Raw genomic sequence first — 16,183 nt, 5'->3', positions numbered from 1 at the left:
CTGTCCGGCGCAACCCTCGATTGGGACATGCCGTGGGACGGACCGCCAGCCGTTTCAGGGGGCGAACATAGGGTCTAAACCAACAACGCCCCGGTGACGCCGTTCAGCATCAGCAGACCGGAGGGCGTGGCCCGCAGGCCGTCGGCGGTGCGGATGACGAAGCCGCCTTGCTCCATGCGGGCCAGGCCGGCCGGGTCGATCACCTGCCATAGGGGCAAGCCGGCGGCGGCGGCGAAGATTTCAGCGTCGATGCCGGCATTCAGGCGCAGGCCCATCATCACCAGTTCCTCGGCGCGGGTGCGCGCATCCAGGGTCTCTTCCTCGGCGGTGCCGTGGCTGTCCTTCTCCACACTGTCCAGCCAGGCCCCGGGATCGCGCCGCTGGGCCAAGGCGGTGCGATTCAGCCGGCCATGGGCGCCGGGCCCGATGCCGACATAATCGCCGCCCTGCCAATAGGTCAGGTTGTGACGGCTTTCACCGCCCGGGCGGGCGTGGTTCGACACCTCATAGGCCGGCAGGCCGGCGGCGTCGCACATCTCTTGCGTCAGGCCGTAAAGGGCGGCGGCCTGGTCGTCCTCGGGCAGGACGAAGTCGCCGCGCTGATAGGCGGGCGCGAAGGCGGTGCCGTCCTCGATGGTTAATTGATAAAGCGACAGATGGTCGCCGGCCATGGCCAGGCCTTGCGCCAGCTCGGCCGCCCAGTCGGCCTGCGTCTGGCCGGGCCGGGCGCAGATCAGGTCGAACGAGAAGCGGTCGAACAGGCGGGCCGCCAGGGCGACCGCCGCCTTGGCCTCGGCCGCCGAATGGCCGCGGCCCAGGAAGGACAGGGCGCGGTCGTCCAAGGCCTGCACCCCGATGGACAGCCGATTGATGCCGGCGGCGCGGAAATCGGCGAAGCGCCCGGCCTCGGCGGTCGAGGGGTTGGCCTCGAGCGTGATCTCGATATCGGGGGCTAGCGTGAAATGGCCGGCCGCCGCCTCGATGATCGCCGCGACGGTGGCCGGTTCCATCAGGCTGGGGGTGCCGCCGCCGAAATAGATCGAGGTCAGGCGCCGTCCGGGGGCGCGGCGGGCGAAATGGGCCAGTTCGGTCCCATAGGCCGCCCGCCAGCGATGATGATCGACCGCCCCCATCGCCCGGCTGTTGAAGTCGCAATAGGGGCATTTCGACAGGCAGAACGGCCAATGGACATAAAGGCCGAAAGAGTCTGCCCGTGGCGCGCCCGTGCCGGGCGGCTCAAACGCCGCTCGGGCTTGGGTCGCGGTCAGGCCAGACACGCCGCCACCAGCTTGCGGAAGGCGTCGGCACGGTGGCTGATGGCATGCTTGGCCGCCGCCTCGATCTCGCCGAAGGTCAGGCTGGCCCCGCTCGGCACGAAGAACGGATCGTAGCCGAAACCATTACCGCCGCGCGGCGGCCAGCAGATGGTGCCCTCGACGGTGCCCTCGACGGTGACCATCTCGCCGTCCGGCCAGGCCACGCTCAGGGCGCAGACGAAGCGGGCCGAGCGGTCGGGATGGTCGCCCATCTTGTCGTGCACCAGCGCCATGGCGGCGGCGAAATCCTTGCCCGGCCCGGCCCAGCGCGCCGAATAGATGCCGGGATCGCCGCCCAGCGCATCGACCGCCAGACCGGAATCGTCGGCCAAGGCCGGCAGGTCAGCGGCCAATGCCGCCGCCTTGGCCTTCAGCTCGGCGTTTTCGACGAAGCTTGAGCCGGTTTCCTCGGGCTCGGGCAGGCCCAGGGCGCCGGCCGATACCACCTCGACGCCGTATGGCGCCAGCAATTCGCCGATCTCGCGGACCTTGCCCTGGTTGTGGCTGGCGATCACCAGCTTGCCGGTCAGGCGCCGCGCCATGGGGTTACAGCCCCACCGCGCGCTTCTGGTGCGCCACCAGTTCGGTCACGCCCTTTTCCGCCAGCTCCATCAATTCGGCGAACTGGGCGCGAGTGAAGGGGCGTTCCTCGGCGGTGCCCTGAACCTCGACGATGCCGCCCGAGCCGGTCAGCACGAAATTGGCGTCGGCCTGGGCGTTGGAATCCTCGGGGTAATCCAGGTCCAGCACGGCGGTGCCTTCGAAGATGCCGCAGGAAATGGCCGCGACATGGTCGATCAGCGGCACGGCGGCCAGTTTGCCCTCGGCCACCAGCTTCTGGAAGGCCAGGTGCAGCGCTACCCAGGCGCCGGTGATCGAGGCGGTGCGGGTGCCGCCATCGGCCTGCAGCACGTCGCAATCGATCTTGATCTGCATCTCGCCCATGGCAACCAGGTCGGTGACGGCGCGCAAGGACCGGCCGATCAGGCGCTGAATTTCGTGGGTGCGGCCCGATTGCTTGCCCTTGGCGGCCTCGCGGTCGGTGCGCGAATGGGTCGAACGCGGCAGCATGCCGTATTCGGCGGTGACCCAGCCCTTGCCGGTATTGCGCAGGAAGGGCGGCACCCGATCTTCCACCGAGGCGGTGCACAGGACGTGGGTATCGCCGAACTTGGCCAGGCACGAGCCCTCGGCATGCTTGGAAAAGCCGGGTTCCAGGGCGATCGCGCGCAGCTGGTCGAAGGTACGGCCTGACGGTCTCATCGGTGGGGTGTCCTTGGGTAAGGGGATCAATCTGGGGCGACCCTAAACAAGCGGCGCGGCGAATGAAACCCCCCAAAGTTGACGGATGGCCGAACCCTCACTAGATTCCGGGCGGATTTCGGCACCCGAGGCCCCCATGATACGCGGCAGGACACCGGCGATCACCGAGCTGAACGAACGCTCGCGCGAGATATTCCGCCACATCGTCGATGCCTATGTGCATACCGGCGAACCCATCGGCTCGCGTACGCTGTCGCGCCGGCTGCCGGCCGGGCTGTCGCCGGCCACCATCAGGAACGTCATGGCCGATCTCGAGGATCTGGGCCTGCTCTATGCGCCGCACACCTCGGCCGGGCGGCTGCCGACCCAGGCCGGCATGCGGCTGTTCGTCAACGGCCTGCTGGAAGTGGGCGGCCTGGCCGACGAGGAACGCAGCCGGCTCGACGCCCAGGCCCAGGCCATGGGGCGCAGCGTCGAACAATTGCTGTCGGAAGCCATCGGCACCCTGTCGGGCCTGTCGCGCTGCGCCGGCATGGTGGTGGCGCCGAAGATGCAGCGCAATCTCAAGCATCTGGAATTCGTCTGGCTGGGTCGCGGCCGCGCCTTGGTGGTGCTGGTGACCGAGGACGGTTTGGTGGAAAACCGTCTGGTCGATCTGCCGGAAGGCGTCGAGCCCTCGGCCCTGGTCGAGGCCACCAATTTCCTCAACCATCGCCTGGCCGGCCATACCCTGGACGAGGTCCGCGAGGAAGTGCTGGCCGAACTGGAACACCAGCGCCATCAGTTGGACGCCCTGACACAGCGGGTGGTCGAGGCGGGCCTGGCCACCTGGTCGGGCGACGCCCAGCGCAGCGCCCTGATCGTGCGTGGCCAGTCGCATTTGTTGGAAGACGTCACCGCCGTCGAGGATCTGGAACGCATTCGCGGCCTGTTCGACGCGCTGGAGACCTCGGAACGCTTTCTCGGTATCCTGGAGATGACCACCAAGGCCGAGGGCGTACAAATCTTCATCGGATCGGAAAACGATCTGTTCGGCGTCTCGGGCTGCTCTATGATCGTCGCACCTTATCGCGACGCCCGCGAGCAGATCGTCGGCGCCATCGGCGTGATCGGCCCGCAACGGCTGAATTTCGCCCGCATCATCCCCCTGGTCGACTACACGGCAAAAGTGGTCGGCCGCATCATCGGTTAAGAGAGACGGATTTCATGAGCGAGACCCAGACCCCCGAACAGACCAACCCCGCCCCGGCCGAGGCCCCGGCCGAAGCCGCCGCCCCCGCCCCGGAAGCCCAGCCGACGGACAAGCTGGCCGAGCTGGAAGCCGAGGTGGCGCGTCTGAAGAACGAGGTTCTCTACGCCCGCGCCGACACCGAAAACGTCCGCCGCCGCCTGGAGCAGCAGGCCGAGGATCGCGGCAAGTACGCCGTCGGCCAGTTCGCCAAGGACGTGCTGTCGGTGGCCGACAATCTGCGCCGCGCGCTGGATGCGGTGCCGCCGGCGGCGCGCGAAGGCAACGACATCGCCAACACCCTGACGGTCGGCGTCGAGATGACCGAGCGCGAGCTGTTGGGCACCTTCGAGCGCTACGGCATCCGCCAGGTCGGCGCGCTGGGCGCCCGTTTCGACCCCAATTTCCATCAGGCGATGATGGAAATGGAAGATACCACCCAGCCGGAGGGCACGGTGGTCATGGTGATGCAGCAGGGCTATCAGATTCATGATCGCCTGTTGCGCCCGGCCCTGGTCGCCGTCTCGAAGGGCGGCCCCAAGACCCCGCCCGGCGAGCAGCTCGACACCAACGTCTAGGCGGCAGCCCATGGCGCGGCGGCTGGTCTGTGTCCTGCTTCTGCTGGCCGCCGCTCCTGTGGCGGCGGCCGACCTGGCGCCGCTGACCCGCTTCCACGTCCATTTCACCGATCTGCCCCAGCCCTTCGCGACACCGTCCAAGGCCAATCCCGCCGATATCGTTGCGCGCCCGGAACAGGCCGGCCTTGGTCTGCCGCCGGGTTACGCCGCCACCTTGTTCGCCGAGCGGCTGGATCATCCGCGCAATCTGCTGGTGCTGCCCGATGGCTCGGTTCTGGTGGCCGAACAGCGGATGGACAAGCTGACCCGGCTGGTCGATGCCGACGGCGACGGAATGGCCGAGACCCGTGCCACCTTCGCCAGCGGGTTTTCCGAGCCGTTCGGCCTGGCCTTCCATGACGGGCAGGTGTGGGTGGCCGACACCAGGGCGGTGTGGCGCGCCGCCTGGAGCGACGGCCAGGACCGGGCCGACCAGTGGGTCCAGGTCACCCCGCCCGGCGCCCTGGGCGATGATCGAGGTCATAGTACGCGCTCGCTGGCCATCCATCCCGACGGCACCCGCTTCTATGTCGGCATCGGCTCGCGCGCCAATATCGCCGAGGAAGCGGCGCCGCGGGCCACCGTGCGGGAATTTCGCATCGACGGCGGCCCTGGGCGCACTTTCGCAAGTGGATTACGCAATCCGGTCGGCCTGGCTTTCCGCCCCGGCAGCGCCGATTTGTGGACAGTGGTCAACGAACGCGACGGGCTGGGCGACGAGCTGGTGCCGGATTATCTGGCCCGGCTTGAGGACGGCGCCTTCTTCGGCTGGCCCTATGCCTATATCGGCCCCAATCCGCAGCCAGGTTTTGCAAGCAAGGCGCCCGGCCTGGTGGTGAAAAGCCGGGTGCCCGACGTGCTGTTTCGCGCCCATTCGGCGCCGCTGGGCCTGGCCTTCGCCGACGGGTTCGCCTATGTCGCCCTGCACGGATCGTGGAACCGGTCGGAACCGATCGGTTACGTCGTCGCCCGGGTTCCCTTCGTCAACGACCACCCGCTGGGACCGTACGAGGTGTTCGCCTCGGGCTTCATGGTGGCACCCGGCAAGGTGTGGGGCCGCCCGGTCGGCCTGGCCTTCGGCCCCGACGGCGCCCTGTATGTGGCCGACGATGCCGGCAAGACGGTGTGGAAAGTGACGCGGACGGGGTTATAGGGCCTATAAAGCCCGCCCGGCGTCTGAGGGGGCCCGGTACGGGCCGCGCTTCGTGCCTAGAGTCCCAACACGTCGCGCATGGAATAAAGGCCGGGCTTGGCCGATCCCGCCCAGCGGGCGGCGCGCACCGCGCCCTTGGCGAACACCGCCCGACTGGCGGCCTTGTGGGTCAGCTCGACGCGCTCTTCCTCGGCGGCGAACATCACCGTGTGGTCGCCGACCACGTCGCCGCCGCGCAGGGTGGCGAAGCCGATCTCGCCCTTGGGCCGCGCCCCGGTATGGCCGTCGCGGGACTTGCACCACACCTGATCCAGCGCGACGCCGCGGCCCTTGGCCGCCGACCGGCCCAGGCCCAGGGCGGTGCCCGACGGCGCGTCGACCTTGCGCCGATGATGCATCTCGACGATTTCGATATCGTAATCATCACCCAGGATGGCGGCGGCCCGTTCGGTCAGGGCCATCAGCAGATTGACGCCGACGCTGAAATTGGGGGCATAGACGATGGTGGTCCTGGCGGCGGCCTGGGCCAGGACGGCCTCGTCATCCTTGGTCAGGCCGGTGGTGCCGACCACCAGGATCTTGCCCAGTTCGGCGGCCAGCGCGGCATGGGCCACGGTGGCGGCCGGCGCGGTGAAATCGATGATGGCGTCCGAGGCAGCGAACAGCGCCTTGGCATCTTGGCCTACGGTCAGGCCCAGGGCCGCGCGGCCCAGCAGGGCGCCCAGATCCTGGCCGGCGGTGGGGGTGCCGGGGCGGTCGGTGCCGCCGGCAAGCTGGCAGCCCGGGGCCTCCAGCACCGCGTTCATCAACATCCGCCCCATGCGGCCGGCGCAGCCGACGATACCGATCTTCATGATGTGTCTTGTCCTTAGATGCCGGTGAACAGGAAATCGATGGCGTTGATAAGGTTCGGGCGCTCGGCTTCCAGCGAACCGACGCAAGCGCCGACCTTGTCCTTGGTGATCGCGGCCAGATGGTTGGTCACCAGAACATGGGGCGAGCCGTCGAACTGGACGATCGGGTGCAGATGCCGGGCCGGGACCGGCCAATCCGCCAGGGAATAAAGGGGGGCGACCACCACGACCGACAGGTCGGCGACCATGTCGGCCTGCAGCACCACCAGCAAAGGCCCCTGGGATCGGCAGACGTCGAACTGGCGCATCAGAACATCCTGGCCCCGTCGCTCCACAAGCCGAATTTCTCGACATGGGCGTTGTGGGCGGCGATGGCGGCCTTGTTTTCCTCGGCCCAGGCGGCGGCCTTGGCCTCGCGCAGCCGGCTTTCCAGCTCGGATTCAAGCAGCTGCGACAGGTTGATCCCCAGCGCCTTGGCCTGGGCCAGCAGGTCGGCATTGATGCTGACATTGCACGCCTTCTTGGGCGCCTTGGGATCGTACAGGGCGTTCATGGCCGAAACCTCGCAATCATGCGCATAGCTTATACGCATGGGGTGGGCGCGGGCAAGGGTCAGGCCGGCGGGCCGAATTCATCATCCAGCTCGCGCAGCCGATGCGGCAGATCGATCTCGGTCCACATCGCCCGCGCCGTGGCCAGATGCTGTGCTTGGTCATCCTCGGTGGTGACGCGGGCCAGGCGCTGATGCACCGGGGCCATAAGATGCGGTGCCGGGATGCGGGCAAACAGCTCCAGCGCCTGGGACCATTGCGATATGGCAACGGTGGTGTCGCCCTGGCCGAAGGCGACATCGCCCAGCCCGCGATGCGCCTCACCGGCATTGTCGATATCCTCGGTGCGGGCGAACAGGTCGAGCGCGGCCTGGAAATGTTCAGCGGCGGCGGGCCAATCGGCAGCGGCGACAGCAATATCGCCGTGTAGGACATGGATTGCGGCGTGGGTGGCGGGATACTCTGATTCGGGAAGCAAAGCCAAAGCCTCTCCGGCTAGGCGGGCGGCCTGGGGCGGATCAGCGGTCTCAAGGGCATGGTAGGCTAGGCCATGCAAACAGTTGGCCTGGCCAAGCAGGTTCCCGACCTGCCTGTAAATTGGAACGGCCTGTAGCCAGGCTGACTTGGCCTGTTCGTGCCGAGATCGCAAATGATCGACGTCACCAAGGCTATGAAGGCAATTTGCTTCGCCGACCCGGTTACCGGCTTGTCGAAAAAGTGGTAGCGCCCGCCAAAAAGCTTTTGCCGCCTCATCGAAGCGAGAGGAGTCGCGGTTAATCGCACCAAGGCCAAATATGCAATTTCCCTGACCGACGTCATCATCAACATCGACATGCTGATACTGAAGCAATGCATTTTGATAGGCCTCTTTGGCTTGCGGCAGGAGCGCGCGCATTCTGCCAAGCTCGCCAAGCTTGAAGATGCAATTCGCCTGGCCCAGGCGATCTGGTTCTGCGTGGTAGATATCCAATGCCTGGGACAATACGGCTGTGGCGTTCCCAAAATCGGAACGCAGTCCGAAAATCGACCCTAGGAAATAAAGACAATGGGCCTCACCTAGTCGTGTGCTAGTCTGGCGGAAGAGGGTAATCGCCTGCTGTAAGGCAGTCTCTGCTTCGGACAGACGTGATCGCACCTCTGCCAACCGACCAAGCGACATCAGACAGTTGGCGCGCCTAACCGGATTGGCAGTGCAAGCGGCAGCGCTTCGCATCAATGGAATGGCGTCAAATACGCCTGTTTGGCGCGCGAACTTAGCGAGGTCATCTGCTGCGACAATCGCCCTTTCCCGCAGCTTGTCTCTTCCCTCCATAGCCATACTTAGAAATGATTCCAGATTACGGGCCTCCGGGGTCAGCTTGGCGACCGCCTCCGCCCCGCCCTTTTTTCCAATCTTGTCCCCCAGACGGGCCAAATCGATCGCCCATTTCAGCACCGGCTCCAGCAGCTTCTCGGGCGGGCGATGGTTCAGGCGGACATGCTCGCGGATGGGGGCCAGTTGCACCAGGCGGGTCTGGTCGGCCGACCAGGCGGCCAGGCCGATCTCGACCAGGGTGCCGGCGGCCTCGCGCCCATGGGGGGCGACGTGGCGCAATTCCGCGCGGGCGACGCCGTTGGGCATCAGGCCCATGATCCGCAGCAGCGACTTGGCCTTGCCGTCCATGGCATTCGAGGCGATGGACAGCTCGATGCACACCGCCAGGTTGGTTTCCCGGCTGTCGCCGCTTTTCAGCAGGGCGGTGCGCTGTTCCTGCCACAATTCCCACAGCAGCGGCAGCGGATACTTGGCGGCCTGACGAGCCATCAGGCGGATGGCCAGCGGCAGGCCCTCCAGCGCCGTCAGCAGCAGGGGTAGTTCCGGCGCCTCGGCCAATTTCGGCTTCTGGGTCAGGGTCAGGAACAGCTCGCGGTCGTATGGGTCGGGCAGACGGTCCAGCGGCTCGACCCGCTGCCAGGCGACGCTGTGGGGAACGGCGGTGCCGCGCAGGCTGGCGGCGATGGTCAGGCCGGCGATGTCCTTCAGATGGGCCAGGGCGTCGGCGATCCCTTCCGGGTCGCGGTCACGCGGGGTTTCCAGATTGTCCAGCACCAGCAGGGCCGGCCTTGGCCCGGCCCATTCGTTCAGATGGTACAGAACCGACGGACGGGTGCGCTCGGTCGGACCCAGGCCGATGGCCTCACCGATGGCGGCGAAGAAGGACAAGGGCTCGGTGGCGGCCTCTAGCCGGGCGAACCAGCGCCGATCTTGGTAGCGGGCGGCGATTTCCGGCTCGTGCAGGGCGGCGGTGCACAGGCTGGTCTTGCCGATGCCGGGGGCGCCCTGGAACAAGACATGCCCGCCGGCCGCCAATGCCGCCACCACCCGCTTCACCTCGGACTCGCGGCCGATGAAATGGTCGGGAACCGGGGGCAGGTCGGGGGCGCGGCGGACCGGCAGCGTGGGCGGAACCACGCTCGCCGATGGCGTCAGCCGGGCCTTGGCCGGCGGCGGGCCGTCGCCCGGCTCGGCCAGCCAGTCCAGGAAGGGCCGCAGATCATCGTAATCGGGGCCGTAATAGATGGGCCGCACGCTTTGGGGCAGGTCGGCCGTGCCTTCGCCGTCACGCACCAACAGGAAGTGGGAGTGCAGGCTGTCGGGAAAATGGGCGGCGAAACGGCGAAACACCAGACCCAGGTCGGGGTCGGTCAAGCCGGCCGCGCCGCAACCGACGAAGACCAGCGTTCCCATGGCGGACATGGCGCCGTACAGCGCCTGCATCGGGGCATCGTTGGCGACACGGGCGTAAGAGCCGTCGCCGAGAATCACGGTGTCGGGCTCCATATGGCTGCCGTGCAGATGGACCACATGCGGCTTGTCGCCGCGCAACGCGGCCAAGGCCTGGGTTGTCTGCTTCCAGGTCACGCGCTGGCGGCCCAGAACCTCCTCGATCAAGGTGTCGTAGTTGGTGGTCAGGATCGGACAATTGAAACGGCCCAGGGCCGCGATCAGCGACGGCTCGGCCACCGTCAGGGCGCCGGCGGTTTGCTCGATCCAGCTGCCGAACCGATTGGCGCGGGTCAGCACCCGCTCGACCTCGGAGGCCACCGTCAGCAATCGATCCAGTGTCGGAGGCGACCCCAGGCGGGCCAGCACCTTGTCGCTGTCGGCGGCGAAAGTCGGGTCAAGATTGGCGGCGTGCTCGACGCCATGGCGCAACAGCCCAGGCCAGCCGGCCAAGCCACGCTGTTCCGCCGCGACCGAGGCCACCGAGATTCCGGTGCCGACCACCAGGATCGCCTTGCGGTCCTGAACCTTTGCCTTGAGCTCGCGAAACGCCTGGTCCACTTATCCCCGCCACCCAACCTTCGGTACAGGAAATAAGTGTAATTCACCCCCGGCCCACGGTCCAGCGAGGGAACCCCCGCCTACTCGGTCAGATCCTTCCACAGCTCCTTGACCTTCGAGAAGAAGCCGTGGGATTCCGGGCTGTGCTTGGCGGTGTCGTCGTCGCCGGCACGATCGAACTCCTCCAGCAGCTCGCGCTGGCGGGCGGTCAGGTTGACCGGGATCTCGACCATCGCCTGGATGAACATGTCGCCGCGTGCCGGGCTGCGCAGCACGCTCATGCCCTTGTTCTTCAGGCGGAACTGGTTGCCGGTCTGGGTGCCGGCCGGGATCGATACCTTGGTCATGGTGCCCTCGATGGTCGGCACCTCGATACTGCCGCCCAGCGCCGCCACCGTCATCGGAATCGGCACCCGGCAATAGATGTTGGCGCCGTCCCTTTGGAACAGACGATGTGCCCGGATCGACAGGAACAGGTAAAGATCGCCCGGCGGCGAGCCGCGCATGCCGGCCTCGCCCTCGCCGGCCAGGCGGATGCGGGTGCCGTCCTCGACACCCGGCGGAATGGTGACGTTCAGGGTCTTGTCCTTGCGGACCCGCCCGGCGCCCGAGCACACCCGGCACGGGTCCTTGATCACCCGGCCCATGCCCTGACAGGTCGGGCAGGTGCGTTCGATGGTGAAGAAACCCTGCTGGGCCCGGACCTTGCCGGCGCCGTGACAGGTGGTGCAGGCCACCGGCTGGGCGCCGTCCTTGCCGCCGGTGCCGTTGCAGGCATCGCACGGGGCCGAGGACGGCACCGTGACGGTGGCCGCCTTGCCGGCATAGGCCTCTTCCAGGCTGATTTCCATGTTGAAGCGCAGATCGGTGCCGCGGCCCTGGGACTGGCCGCGCCGGCCGCCGCCCATGAACTCGCCGAACATCTCCTCGAACAGGTCCGAGAAGCCGCCGCCGCCGGCCTCGAAGCCGGAAAAGCCGCCGCCCGGGCCGCCGCGGCCGCCATCGAAGGCGGCGTGGCCGAAGCGGTCATAGGCGGCGCGCTTCTGCTCGTCCTTCAAGACGTCATAGGCTTCGTTCAATTCCTTGAACTTGTCGGCGGCTGACGGATCATCCGGGTTGCGATCCGGGTGATAGAGCATCGCCAGCTTGCGATAGGCCTTCTTCAGATCGTCCGCCGAGGCGCCCTTCTCGGCCCCCAGAACCTCGTAATAATCGCGTTTGCTCATGCCGCCGGCCACCCCGAATCAGTTTCCCCGCCCCGGCTTCATCCCGGGGCGGGGAGGTCTGCTTACTTGTGCTTCTTGTCGCCGTCGACTTCCTCGAAGTCGGCGTCCACGACCTTGCCGTCCGGGCCGCCCTGGTCGGCGGCACCGGCACCGGCCTCGGCCTCGGCGGCACCTGCGGCTTCCTGGGCCTTGTACATCGCCTCGCCCAGCTTCATCGAAGCCTGCATCAGGGCGTCGGTGCGGGTCTTGATGGCTTCGGCGTCCTCGCCGTCCATCACTTCGCGCAAGGAGGCGATGGCGGTTTCGATGTCCTTCTTGAGCGCAGGGTCGGCCTTGTCGCCGAATTCCTTGACGCTCTTTTCGGTCGAGTGGATCAGCGAATCGGCCTGGTTGCGGGCCTCGACGGCGTCCTTGCGCTTGCGGTCCTCGGCGGCATGGGCCTCGGCTTCCTTGACCATGCGCTCGATGTCGCCGTCCGACAGGCCGCCCGAGGCCTGGATGCGGATCTGCTGTTCCTTGTTGGTGGCCTTGTCCTTGGCCGACACGTTGACGATGCCGTTGGCGTCGATGTCGAAGGTCACCTCGACCTGCGGCACGCCGCGCGGCGCCGGCGGAATGCCCATCAGGTCGAACTGGCCCAGGATCTTGTTGTCGGCGGCCATCTCGCGCTCGCCCTGGAAGACGCGGATGGTGACGGCGGTCTGGTTGTCCTCGGCGGTCGAGAACACCTGGCTCTTGCGGGTGGGGATGGTGGTGTTGCGGTCGATCAGGCGGGTGAACACGCCGCCCAGGGTCTCGATGCCGAGCGAAAGGGGGGTGACGTCGAGCAGCAGGACGTCCTTGACCTCGCCCTTCAGCACGCCGCCCTGGATGGCGGCGCCGACGGCGACCACCTCGTCGGGGTTGACGCCCTTGTGGGGCTCGCGGCCGAAGAATTCCTTCACCACTTCCTGGATCTTGGGCATGCGGGTCATGCCGCCGACCAGGATGACCTCGTCGATCTCGCTGGCCTTGAGGCCTGCATCCTTCAGCGCCGCCTTGCAGGGCTCGACCGTGCGGGCGACCAGATCCTCGACCAGGGCTTCCAGCTTCGAGCGGGTCAGCTTGATGTTCAGATGCTTCGGGCCCGAGGCGTCGGCGGTGATGAACGGCAGGTTGACCTCGGTCTGCATCGAGGACGACAGCTCGATCTTGGCCTTCTCGGCGGCTTCCTTCAGGCGCTGCAGGGCCAGGCGGTCACCGCGCAGGTCGATGCCCTGCTCCTTTTTGAACTCGTCGGCCAGGTAATCGATGATGCGGGCGTCGAAATCCTCGCCGCCCAGGAAGGTGTCGCCGTTGGTCGACTTGACCTCGAACACGCCGTCGCCGATTTCCAGCACCGAGACGTCGAAAGTGCCGCCACCCAGGTCATAGACCGCGACGATGCCGGTGCCCTTCTTTTCCATGCCATAGGCCAGGGCGGCGGCGGTCGGCTCGTTGATGATGCGCAGCACTTCCAGGCCGGCGATGCGGCCGGCATCCTTGGTGGCCTGGCGCTGGGCGTCGTTGAAATAGGCCGGAACGGTGATGACGGCCTGGGTCACGGCCTCGCCCAGATAGGCTTCGGCGGTTTCCTTCATCTTCATCAGGATGAAGGCGGAAATCTGGCTGGGGCTCTGCTTCTTGTCGCCGGCCTCGACCCACGCATCGCCATTGTCGCCGTTGACGATGTGATAGGGGACCAGGTTCATGTCCTTCTTGGTGATCGGGTCCTCGAAGCGGCGCCCGATCAGGCGCTTGATGGCGAACAAGGTGTTGGTCGGGTTGGTCACCGCCTGACGCTTGGCTGGCTGGCCGACGAGGCGCTCGCCGGAATCGGCGAAAGCCACCATCGACGGCGTGGTGCGCATGCCTTCGGCGTTCTCGATGACGCGGGCGCTTTTGCCTTCCATCACCGCGACGCAGGAATTGGTGGTGCCCAGGTCGATACCGATAACTTTGCTCATGTCGTCCTCTCGCGCTCAGGCCGCCTTGGTGCGGTCCGAAAAATCCGGCGGCGTCCGCCCGACGGGAATGGGGGGACGCCTTCTCGCGCCTTATATAGGGTGGGGATGGATGCCTGCAACAATGCAAATCCTTGCCAGGCCGCAAAGGCTTGCCGACAATCGGCGAATGATCGTCTCGGCCAGCTTCCGCACCGATATTCCCGCCTTTTACGGCGACTGGTTCATCCACCGCTTCAAGGCGGGCCACGCCCGCGTGCCCAATCCCTATGGCGGGCCGGACGGGCTGGTATCCTTGCGCGATGGCGTCGATGGTTTCGTGTTCTGGACCCGCAACATCCGGCCCTTTCTGCCGGTGCTTCGGCTGGTGCGCGAGGCGGGCATCCCCTTCGTGGTCAGCCACACCGTCACCGGCTATCCGCGCGCCCTGGAGGCGGCGGTGATCGAGCCCGACCGCGCCATCGAATCCATGCTGGCGGTGGCGGCCGAGTTCGGGCCGCGCGCCGTGGTGTGGCGCTATGACCCGATCGTCTTCACCTCGGTCACGCCGGACGGCTTTCACCGCGACAGTTTCGCTCGCCTGGCCGACCGCCTGGCCGGAACCATCGACGAATGCCAGATCTCGTTCGCCACCATCTACCGCAAGAGTGCCCGCAACCTTGATGTGGCGGCCAGGGCGCACGGCTTCACCTGGTCCGATCCGCCCGACCAGGACAAGTGCCGCCTGGCCGCCGCGTTGGCCGCGCTGGCCGCCGAGCGGGGCCTGACCCTCAGTGTCTGTTCGCAATCGGCCTATAACGTGGCCGGCACCCGGCCGGCGGCCTGCATCGACGCCCGCCGCCTGGAAGATGTCGCCGCCGGTTGGGGCCGGCCCCGCACCATCAAGGCCCGCGTGAAGGGCAACCGCCCCGATTGCGCCTGCCATGAAAGCCGCGACATCGGCCAGTATGATACCTGCCCGCATGGCTGCTGCTATTGCTATGCGGTGGGGTCGCGCGCCTTGGCCAAGCGGCGCTACCATGCCCACGTTTCCGATGGGGAATGCCTGATTTCCGGTCCGGGCGGCGCGGCGAACACGGCACTTTCGCCTTAACCTTATTCACTGTATTTTTATGGAAGGTTTGGTGGAGGGGAGGTGCCGCCATGCGATTCGCCGGGCGATGTCTCATGGCCGGTCTTGTCGTTCTGGGCTCGCCCTCGGCCGTGGCCGGCTGTCCCGACGCAGCCCAGGTCACCGCCCATGTCGCCGAATTCGCCGCCAAGATTCCCAGCCGTGGCTTCGGCAAGACCATCACCGAAGCCGACGCCCAGTGCGCGCTGGGCCGCCTGATCCCGGAATTGCCGCCGGTCCTGGGTCCGCGCGTCGGCTACAAGGCGTTGTTCACCAATCCCGATTCCCAAAAGCGGTTCGGCGTGGCCGGCCAGATGGTGACCAGCGGCGCGGTCGTTCCGGCAAATTTCGGCGCCAGGCCGCGCTACGAGGCCGATTTCGTGGTGGTGGTCAAGGATGCCGCCCTGGTGCCGTTCGTCGAACTGCCCGACCTGATGACCGAGGGCACGCCGACCGGACAGCCGCCTGGGACCGGCGATCTGCTCAGCCTGGGCGGCGTCCAGGGTTCGGACCCGGCGGTCACCGTCGCTTTCGCGGGGCCACCATGAACCGAGCCCGGCGCCGTCTGCTGCTGGCCATCCTGGCCCTGATCGGGCTGGGCGGCTTGACGGTGGTGGCCAACCAGGCCGGGCTGGACATCTTGGGGCCTGGCAAGGTTGATCACATCCGTCTGGCCGCCTATGACGGCGATGTCGGGGCGTTGGAATGGATCGCCCGCGACAAGGGGTTTTTCCGCAAGGTCGGGCTCGAGGTCGATATGAAGGCCTATCCGTCGGGCAATGCCGCGATGGAGGCCCTGCGGGCCGGCGAGGTCGATATCGCCACCGCCGCCGATCTGGTGGTGGCCAAGCGCAGCTTCACCGAGCCGGACCTGCGCATCCTGGCCGACATCTGCCGATATTGGAACAAGGGCCTGGTGGCCCGGCGCGATCGCAACATCCTGGTTCCCGGCGATCTTCGCGGCAAGCGGATCGGCGTTCCGGCCACCTCGTCGGCCGAACATAACCTGATGGTGTTCCTGGCCCTGCAGGGACTGTCGATGCGCGACGTGACCATCGTCGACCTGGCGCCCAAGCCGCTGGTCGAGGCGGTGACCGCCGGGCAGATCGACGCCGCCATCGTGTGGCAACCCCACGTGACGGCCATCGAAAAGGCGCTGGGCGCCAACGCGGTGCGGCTGATGGATGGCGGCACCGAGGCGCACCTGCTGCTGGTGACCCGCGAGGCCGAGATCGCGCCGCGGGCCGACGCCATCCGCAAGCTGCTGAAAGGGCTGATCCTGGCCGAGCAATGGGTGCGGGCCAATCCCGATCAGGCCAAGGCCACTCTGGCCGAGCGCTTCGCCCTTGATCCGGCATACCTCGACATTTTGTGGCCGCGCATGCAATTGGCGGTCAGCCTGCCGCAGGAAATCTTGGCGGCCATGGAAGCCGAGGCGCGCTGGCTGGCCCAGGCCGACACCAAGGGCACGCGCCCGACCTTCGCCGACACCATCCACCCCGAGCCGTTGCGGGCGGTCAAGCCGGACGCAGTCGGCATCTTCACGCGATAGGACGG

The 16,183-nt window shown here is 67.0% G+C and carries 15 protein-coding genes; 6 read left to right on the top strand and 9 right to left on the bottom strand.

The window, feature by feature from the left end; genetic code table 11:
- Nucleotides 1–74: 74 nt before the first annotated feature.
- From hemW to rph, 3 genes are read right to left on the bottom strand one after another with little or no spacing between them, the layout of a single operon-like run.
- Complete coding sequence (gene hemW, locus A6A05_RS13125; RefSeq protein ID WP_281193281.1) at nt 75–1,277, bottom strand: radical SAM family heme chaperone HemW; 1,203 nt, start codon at nt 1,275–1,277, stop codon at nt 75–77.
- Nucleotides 1,265–1,858 carry an RdgB/HAM1 family non-canonical purine NTP pyrophosphatase gene (gene rdgB, locus A6A05_RS13120; protein ID WP_068501848.1) on the bottom strand — a complete coding sequence of 198 codons (594 nt, stop codon included), beginning with the start codon at nt 1,856–1,858 and terminating at the stop codon, nt 1,265–1,267. The genes hemW and rdgB overlap by 13 nt, the downstream gene beginning before the upstream one ends.
- A gap of 4 nt (nt 1,859–1,862) precedes the next feature.
- Complete coding sequence (rph, locus tag A6A05_RS13115; RefSeq protein WP_068501844.1) at nt 1,863–2,579, bottom strand: ribonuclease PH; 717 nt, start codon at nt 2,577–2,579, stop codon at nt 1,863–1,865.
- A gap of 136 nt (nt 2,580–2,715) precedes the next feature.
- Here rph and hrcA point away from each other — a divergent pair, with 136 nt between their 5' ends.
- From hrcA to A6A05_RS13100, 3 genes are read left to right on the top strand one after another with little or no spacing between them, the layout of a single operon-like run.
- Nucleotides 2,716–3,771 (top strand): heat-inducible transcriptional repressor HrcA, encoded by a 1,056-nt coding sequence (gene hrcA, locus A6A05_RS13110; protein ID WP_068501841.1) that lies wholly within the window; start codon nt 2,716–2,718, stop codon nt 3,769–3,771.
- Nucleotides 3,772–3,785: 14 nt separating this feature from the next.
- Nucleotides 3,786–4,385, top strand: a complete 600-nt coding sequence (gene grpE, locus A6A05_RS13105; protein ID WP_068501838.1) for a nucleotide exchange factor GrpE — start codon at nt 3,786–3,788, stop codon at nt 4,383–4,385.
- A gap of 10 nt (nt 4,386–4,395) precedes the next feature.
- Nucleotides 4,396–5,577, top strand: a complete 1,182-nt coding sequence (locus A6A05_RS13100) for a PQQ-dependent sugar dehydrogenase (protein ID WP_068501834.1) — start codon at nt 4,396–4,398, stop codon at nt 5,575–5,577.
- A gap of 56 nt (nt 5,578–5,633) precedes the next feature.
- Here the strand turns inward: A6A05_RS13100 and dapB are convergent, their stop codons facing one another.
- The 6 genes from dapB to dnaK form a co-directional block, all read right to left on the bottom strand.
- A complete protein-coding gene (dapB, locus tag A6A05_RS13095; RefSeq protein WP_068501830.1) occupies nt 5,634–6,431 on the bottom strand; it encodes a 4-hydroxy-tetrahydrodipicolinate reductase in 798 nt (265 codons plus the stop codon).
- Between the two features lie 14 nt (nt 6,432–6,445).
- On the bottom strand, nt 6,446–6,739 hold the full coding sequence (locus tag A6A05_RS13090; protein WP_068501827.1) for a CcdB family protein: 294 nt from the start codon (nt 6,737–6,739) through the stop codon (nt 6,446–6,448).
- Nucleotides 6,739–6,984: a type II toxin-antitoxin system CcdA family antitoxin gene (locus A6A05_RS13085; RefSeq protein ID WP_068501855.1), complete on the bottom strand. Its 246-nt coding sequence runs from the start codon at nt 6,982–6,984 to the stop codon at nt 6,739–6,741. The genes A6A05_RS13090 and A6A05_RS13085 overlap by 1 nt, the downstream gene beginning before the upstream one ends.
- A gap of 59 nt (nt 6,985–7,043) precedes the next feature.
- Nucleotides 7,044–10,307 (bottom strand): tetratricopeptide repeat protein, encoded by a 3,264-nt coding sequence (locus A6A05_RS13080; RefSeq protein ID WP_068501825.1) that lies wholly within the window; start codon nt 10,305–10,307, stop codon nt 7,044–7,046.
- An 80-nt stretch (nt 10,308–10,387) separates the two neighbouring features.
- Nucleotides 10,388–11,533, bottom strand: coding sequence for a molecular chaperone DnaJ (gene dnaJ / locus A6A05_RS13075; protein WP_068501852.1), 1,146 nt, complete (start codon nt 11,531–11,533; stop codon nt 10,388–10,390).
- A gap of 62 nt (nt 11,534–11,595) precedes the next feature.
- Nucleotides 11,596–13,518 carry a molecular chaperone DnaK gene (dnaK, locus tag A6A05_RS13070; protein WP_068501822.1) on the bottom strand — a complete coding sequence of 641 codons (1,923 nt, stop codon included), beginning with the start codon at nt 13,516–13,518 and terminating at the stop codon, nt 11,596–11,598.
- A 121-nt stretch (nt 13,519–13,639) separates the two neighbouring features.
- On the opposite strand from dnaK, the gene A6A05_RS13065 reads away from it, so the two are divergent.
- The 3 genes from A6A05_RS13065 (at nt 13,640) to A6A05_RS20915 (ending at nt 16,178) form a co-directional block, all read left to right on the top strand.
- Nucleotides 13,640–14,608, top strand: a complete 969-nt coding sequence (locus A6A05_RS13065; RefSeq protein ID WP_245644295.1) for a DUF1848 domain-containing protein — start codon at nt 13,640–13,642, stop codon at nt 14,606–14,608.
- A gap of 74 nt (nt 14,609–14,682) precedes the next feature.
- On the top strand, nt 14,683–15,174 hold the full coding sequence (locus A6A05_RS20920; RefSeq protein ID WP_068501815.1) for a hypothetical protein: 492 nt from the start codon (nt 14,683–14,685) through the stop codon (nt 15,172–15,174).
- Entirely contained in the window at nt 15,171–16,178 is a 1,008-nt protein-coding gene (locus A6A05_RS20915; protein WP_068501812.1) for an ABC transporter substrate-binding protein, read from the top strand. The genes A6A05_RS20920 and A6A05_RS20915 overlap by 4 nt, the downstream gene beginning before the upstream one ends.
- Nucleotides 16,179–16,183 lie beyond the last annotated feature (5 nt).

It is taken from the genome of Magnetospirillum moscoviense (genome assembly GCF_001650635.1).
Taxonomy (GTDB): Bacteria; Pseudomonadota; Alphaproteobacteria; order Rhodospirillales; family Magnetospirillaceae; genus Magnetospirillum; species Magnetospirillum moscoviense.
The sequence above is the reverse complement of the archived record's forward strand: the minus strand, read 5'-3'. Positions and strand labels throughout refer to the sequence as shown.

What these genes read in the sequence shown, in the direction of transcription:
- rdgB (WP_068501848.1), bottom strand. Translation starts at nt 1,858, where the DNA reads ATGGCGCGGCGCCTGACCGGCAAGCTGGTGATCGCCAGCCACAACCAG.
- rph (WP_068501844.1), bottom strand. Translation starts at nt 2,579, where the DNA reads ATGAGACCGTCAGGCCGTACCTTCGACCAGCTGCGCGCGATCGCCCTG.
- hrcA (WP_068501841.1), top strand. Translation starts at nt 2,716, where the DNA reads ATGATACGCGGCAGGACACCGGCGATCACCGAGCTGAACGAACGCTCG.
- grpE (WP_068501838.1), top strand. Translation starts at nt 3,786, where the DNA reads ATGAGCGAGACCCAGACCCCCGAACAGACCAACCCCGCCCCGGCCGAG.
- A6A05_RS13100 (WP_068501834.1), top strand. Translation starts at nt 4,396, where the DNA reads ATGGCGCGGCGGCTGGTCTGTGTCCTGCTTCTGCTGGCCGCCGCTCCT.
- dapB (WP_068501830.1), bottom strand. Translation starts at nt 6,431, where the DNA reads ATGAAGATCGGTATCGTCGGCTGCGCCGGCCGCATGGGGCGGATGTTG.
- A6A05_RS13090 (WP_068501827.1), bottom strand. Translation starts at nt 6,739, where the DNA reads ATGCGCCAGTTCGACGTCTGCCGATCCCAGGGGCCTTTGCTGGTGGTG.
- A6A05_RS13085 (WP_068501855.1), bottom strand. Translation starts at nt 6,984, where the DNA reads ATGAACGCCCTGTACGATCCCAAGGCGCCCAAGAAGGCGTGCAATGTC.
- dnaJ (WP_068501852.1), bottom strand. Translation starts at nt 11,533, where the DNA reads ATGAGCAAACGCGATTATTACGAGGTTCTGGGGGCCGAGAAGGGCGCC.
- dnaK (WP_068501822.1), bottom strand. Translation starts at nt 13,518, where the DNA reads ATGAGCAAAGTTATCGGTATCGACCTGGGCACCACCAATTCCTGCGTC.
- A6A05_RS13065 (WP_245644295.1), top strand. Translation starts at nt 13,640, where the DNA reads ATGCAAATCCTTGCCAGGCCGCAAAGGCTTGCCGACAATCGGCGAATG.
- A6A05_RS20920 (WP_068501815.1), top strand. Translation starts at nt 14,683, where the DNA reads ATGGCCGGTCTTGTCGTTCTGGGCTCGCCCTCGGCCGTGGCCGGCTGT.
- A6A05_RS20915 (WP_068501812.1), top strand. Translation starts at nt 15,171, where the DNA reads ATGAACCGAGCCCGGCGCCGTCTGCTGCTGGCCATCCTGGCCCTGATC.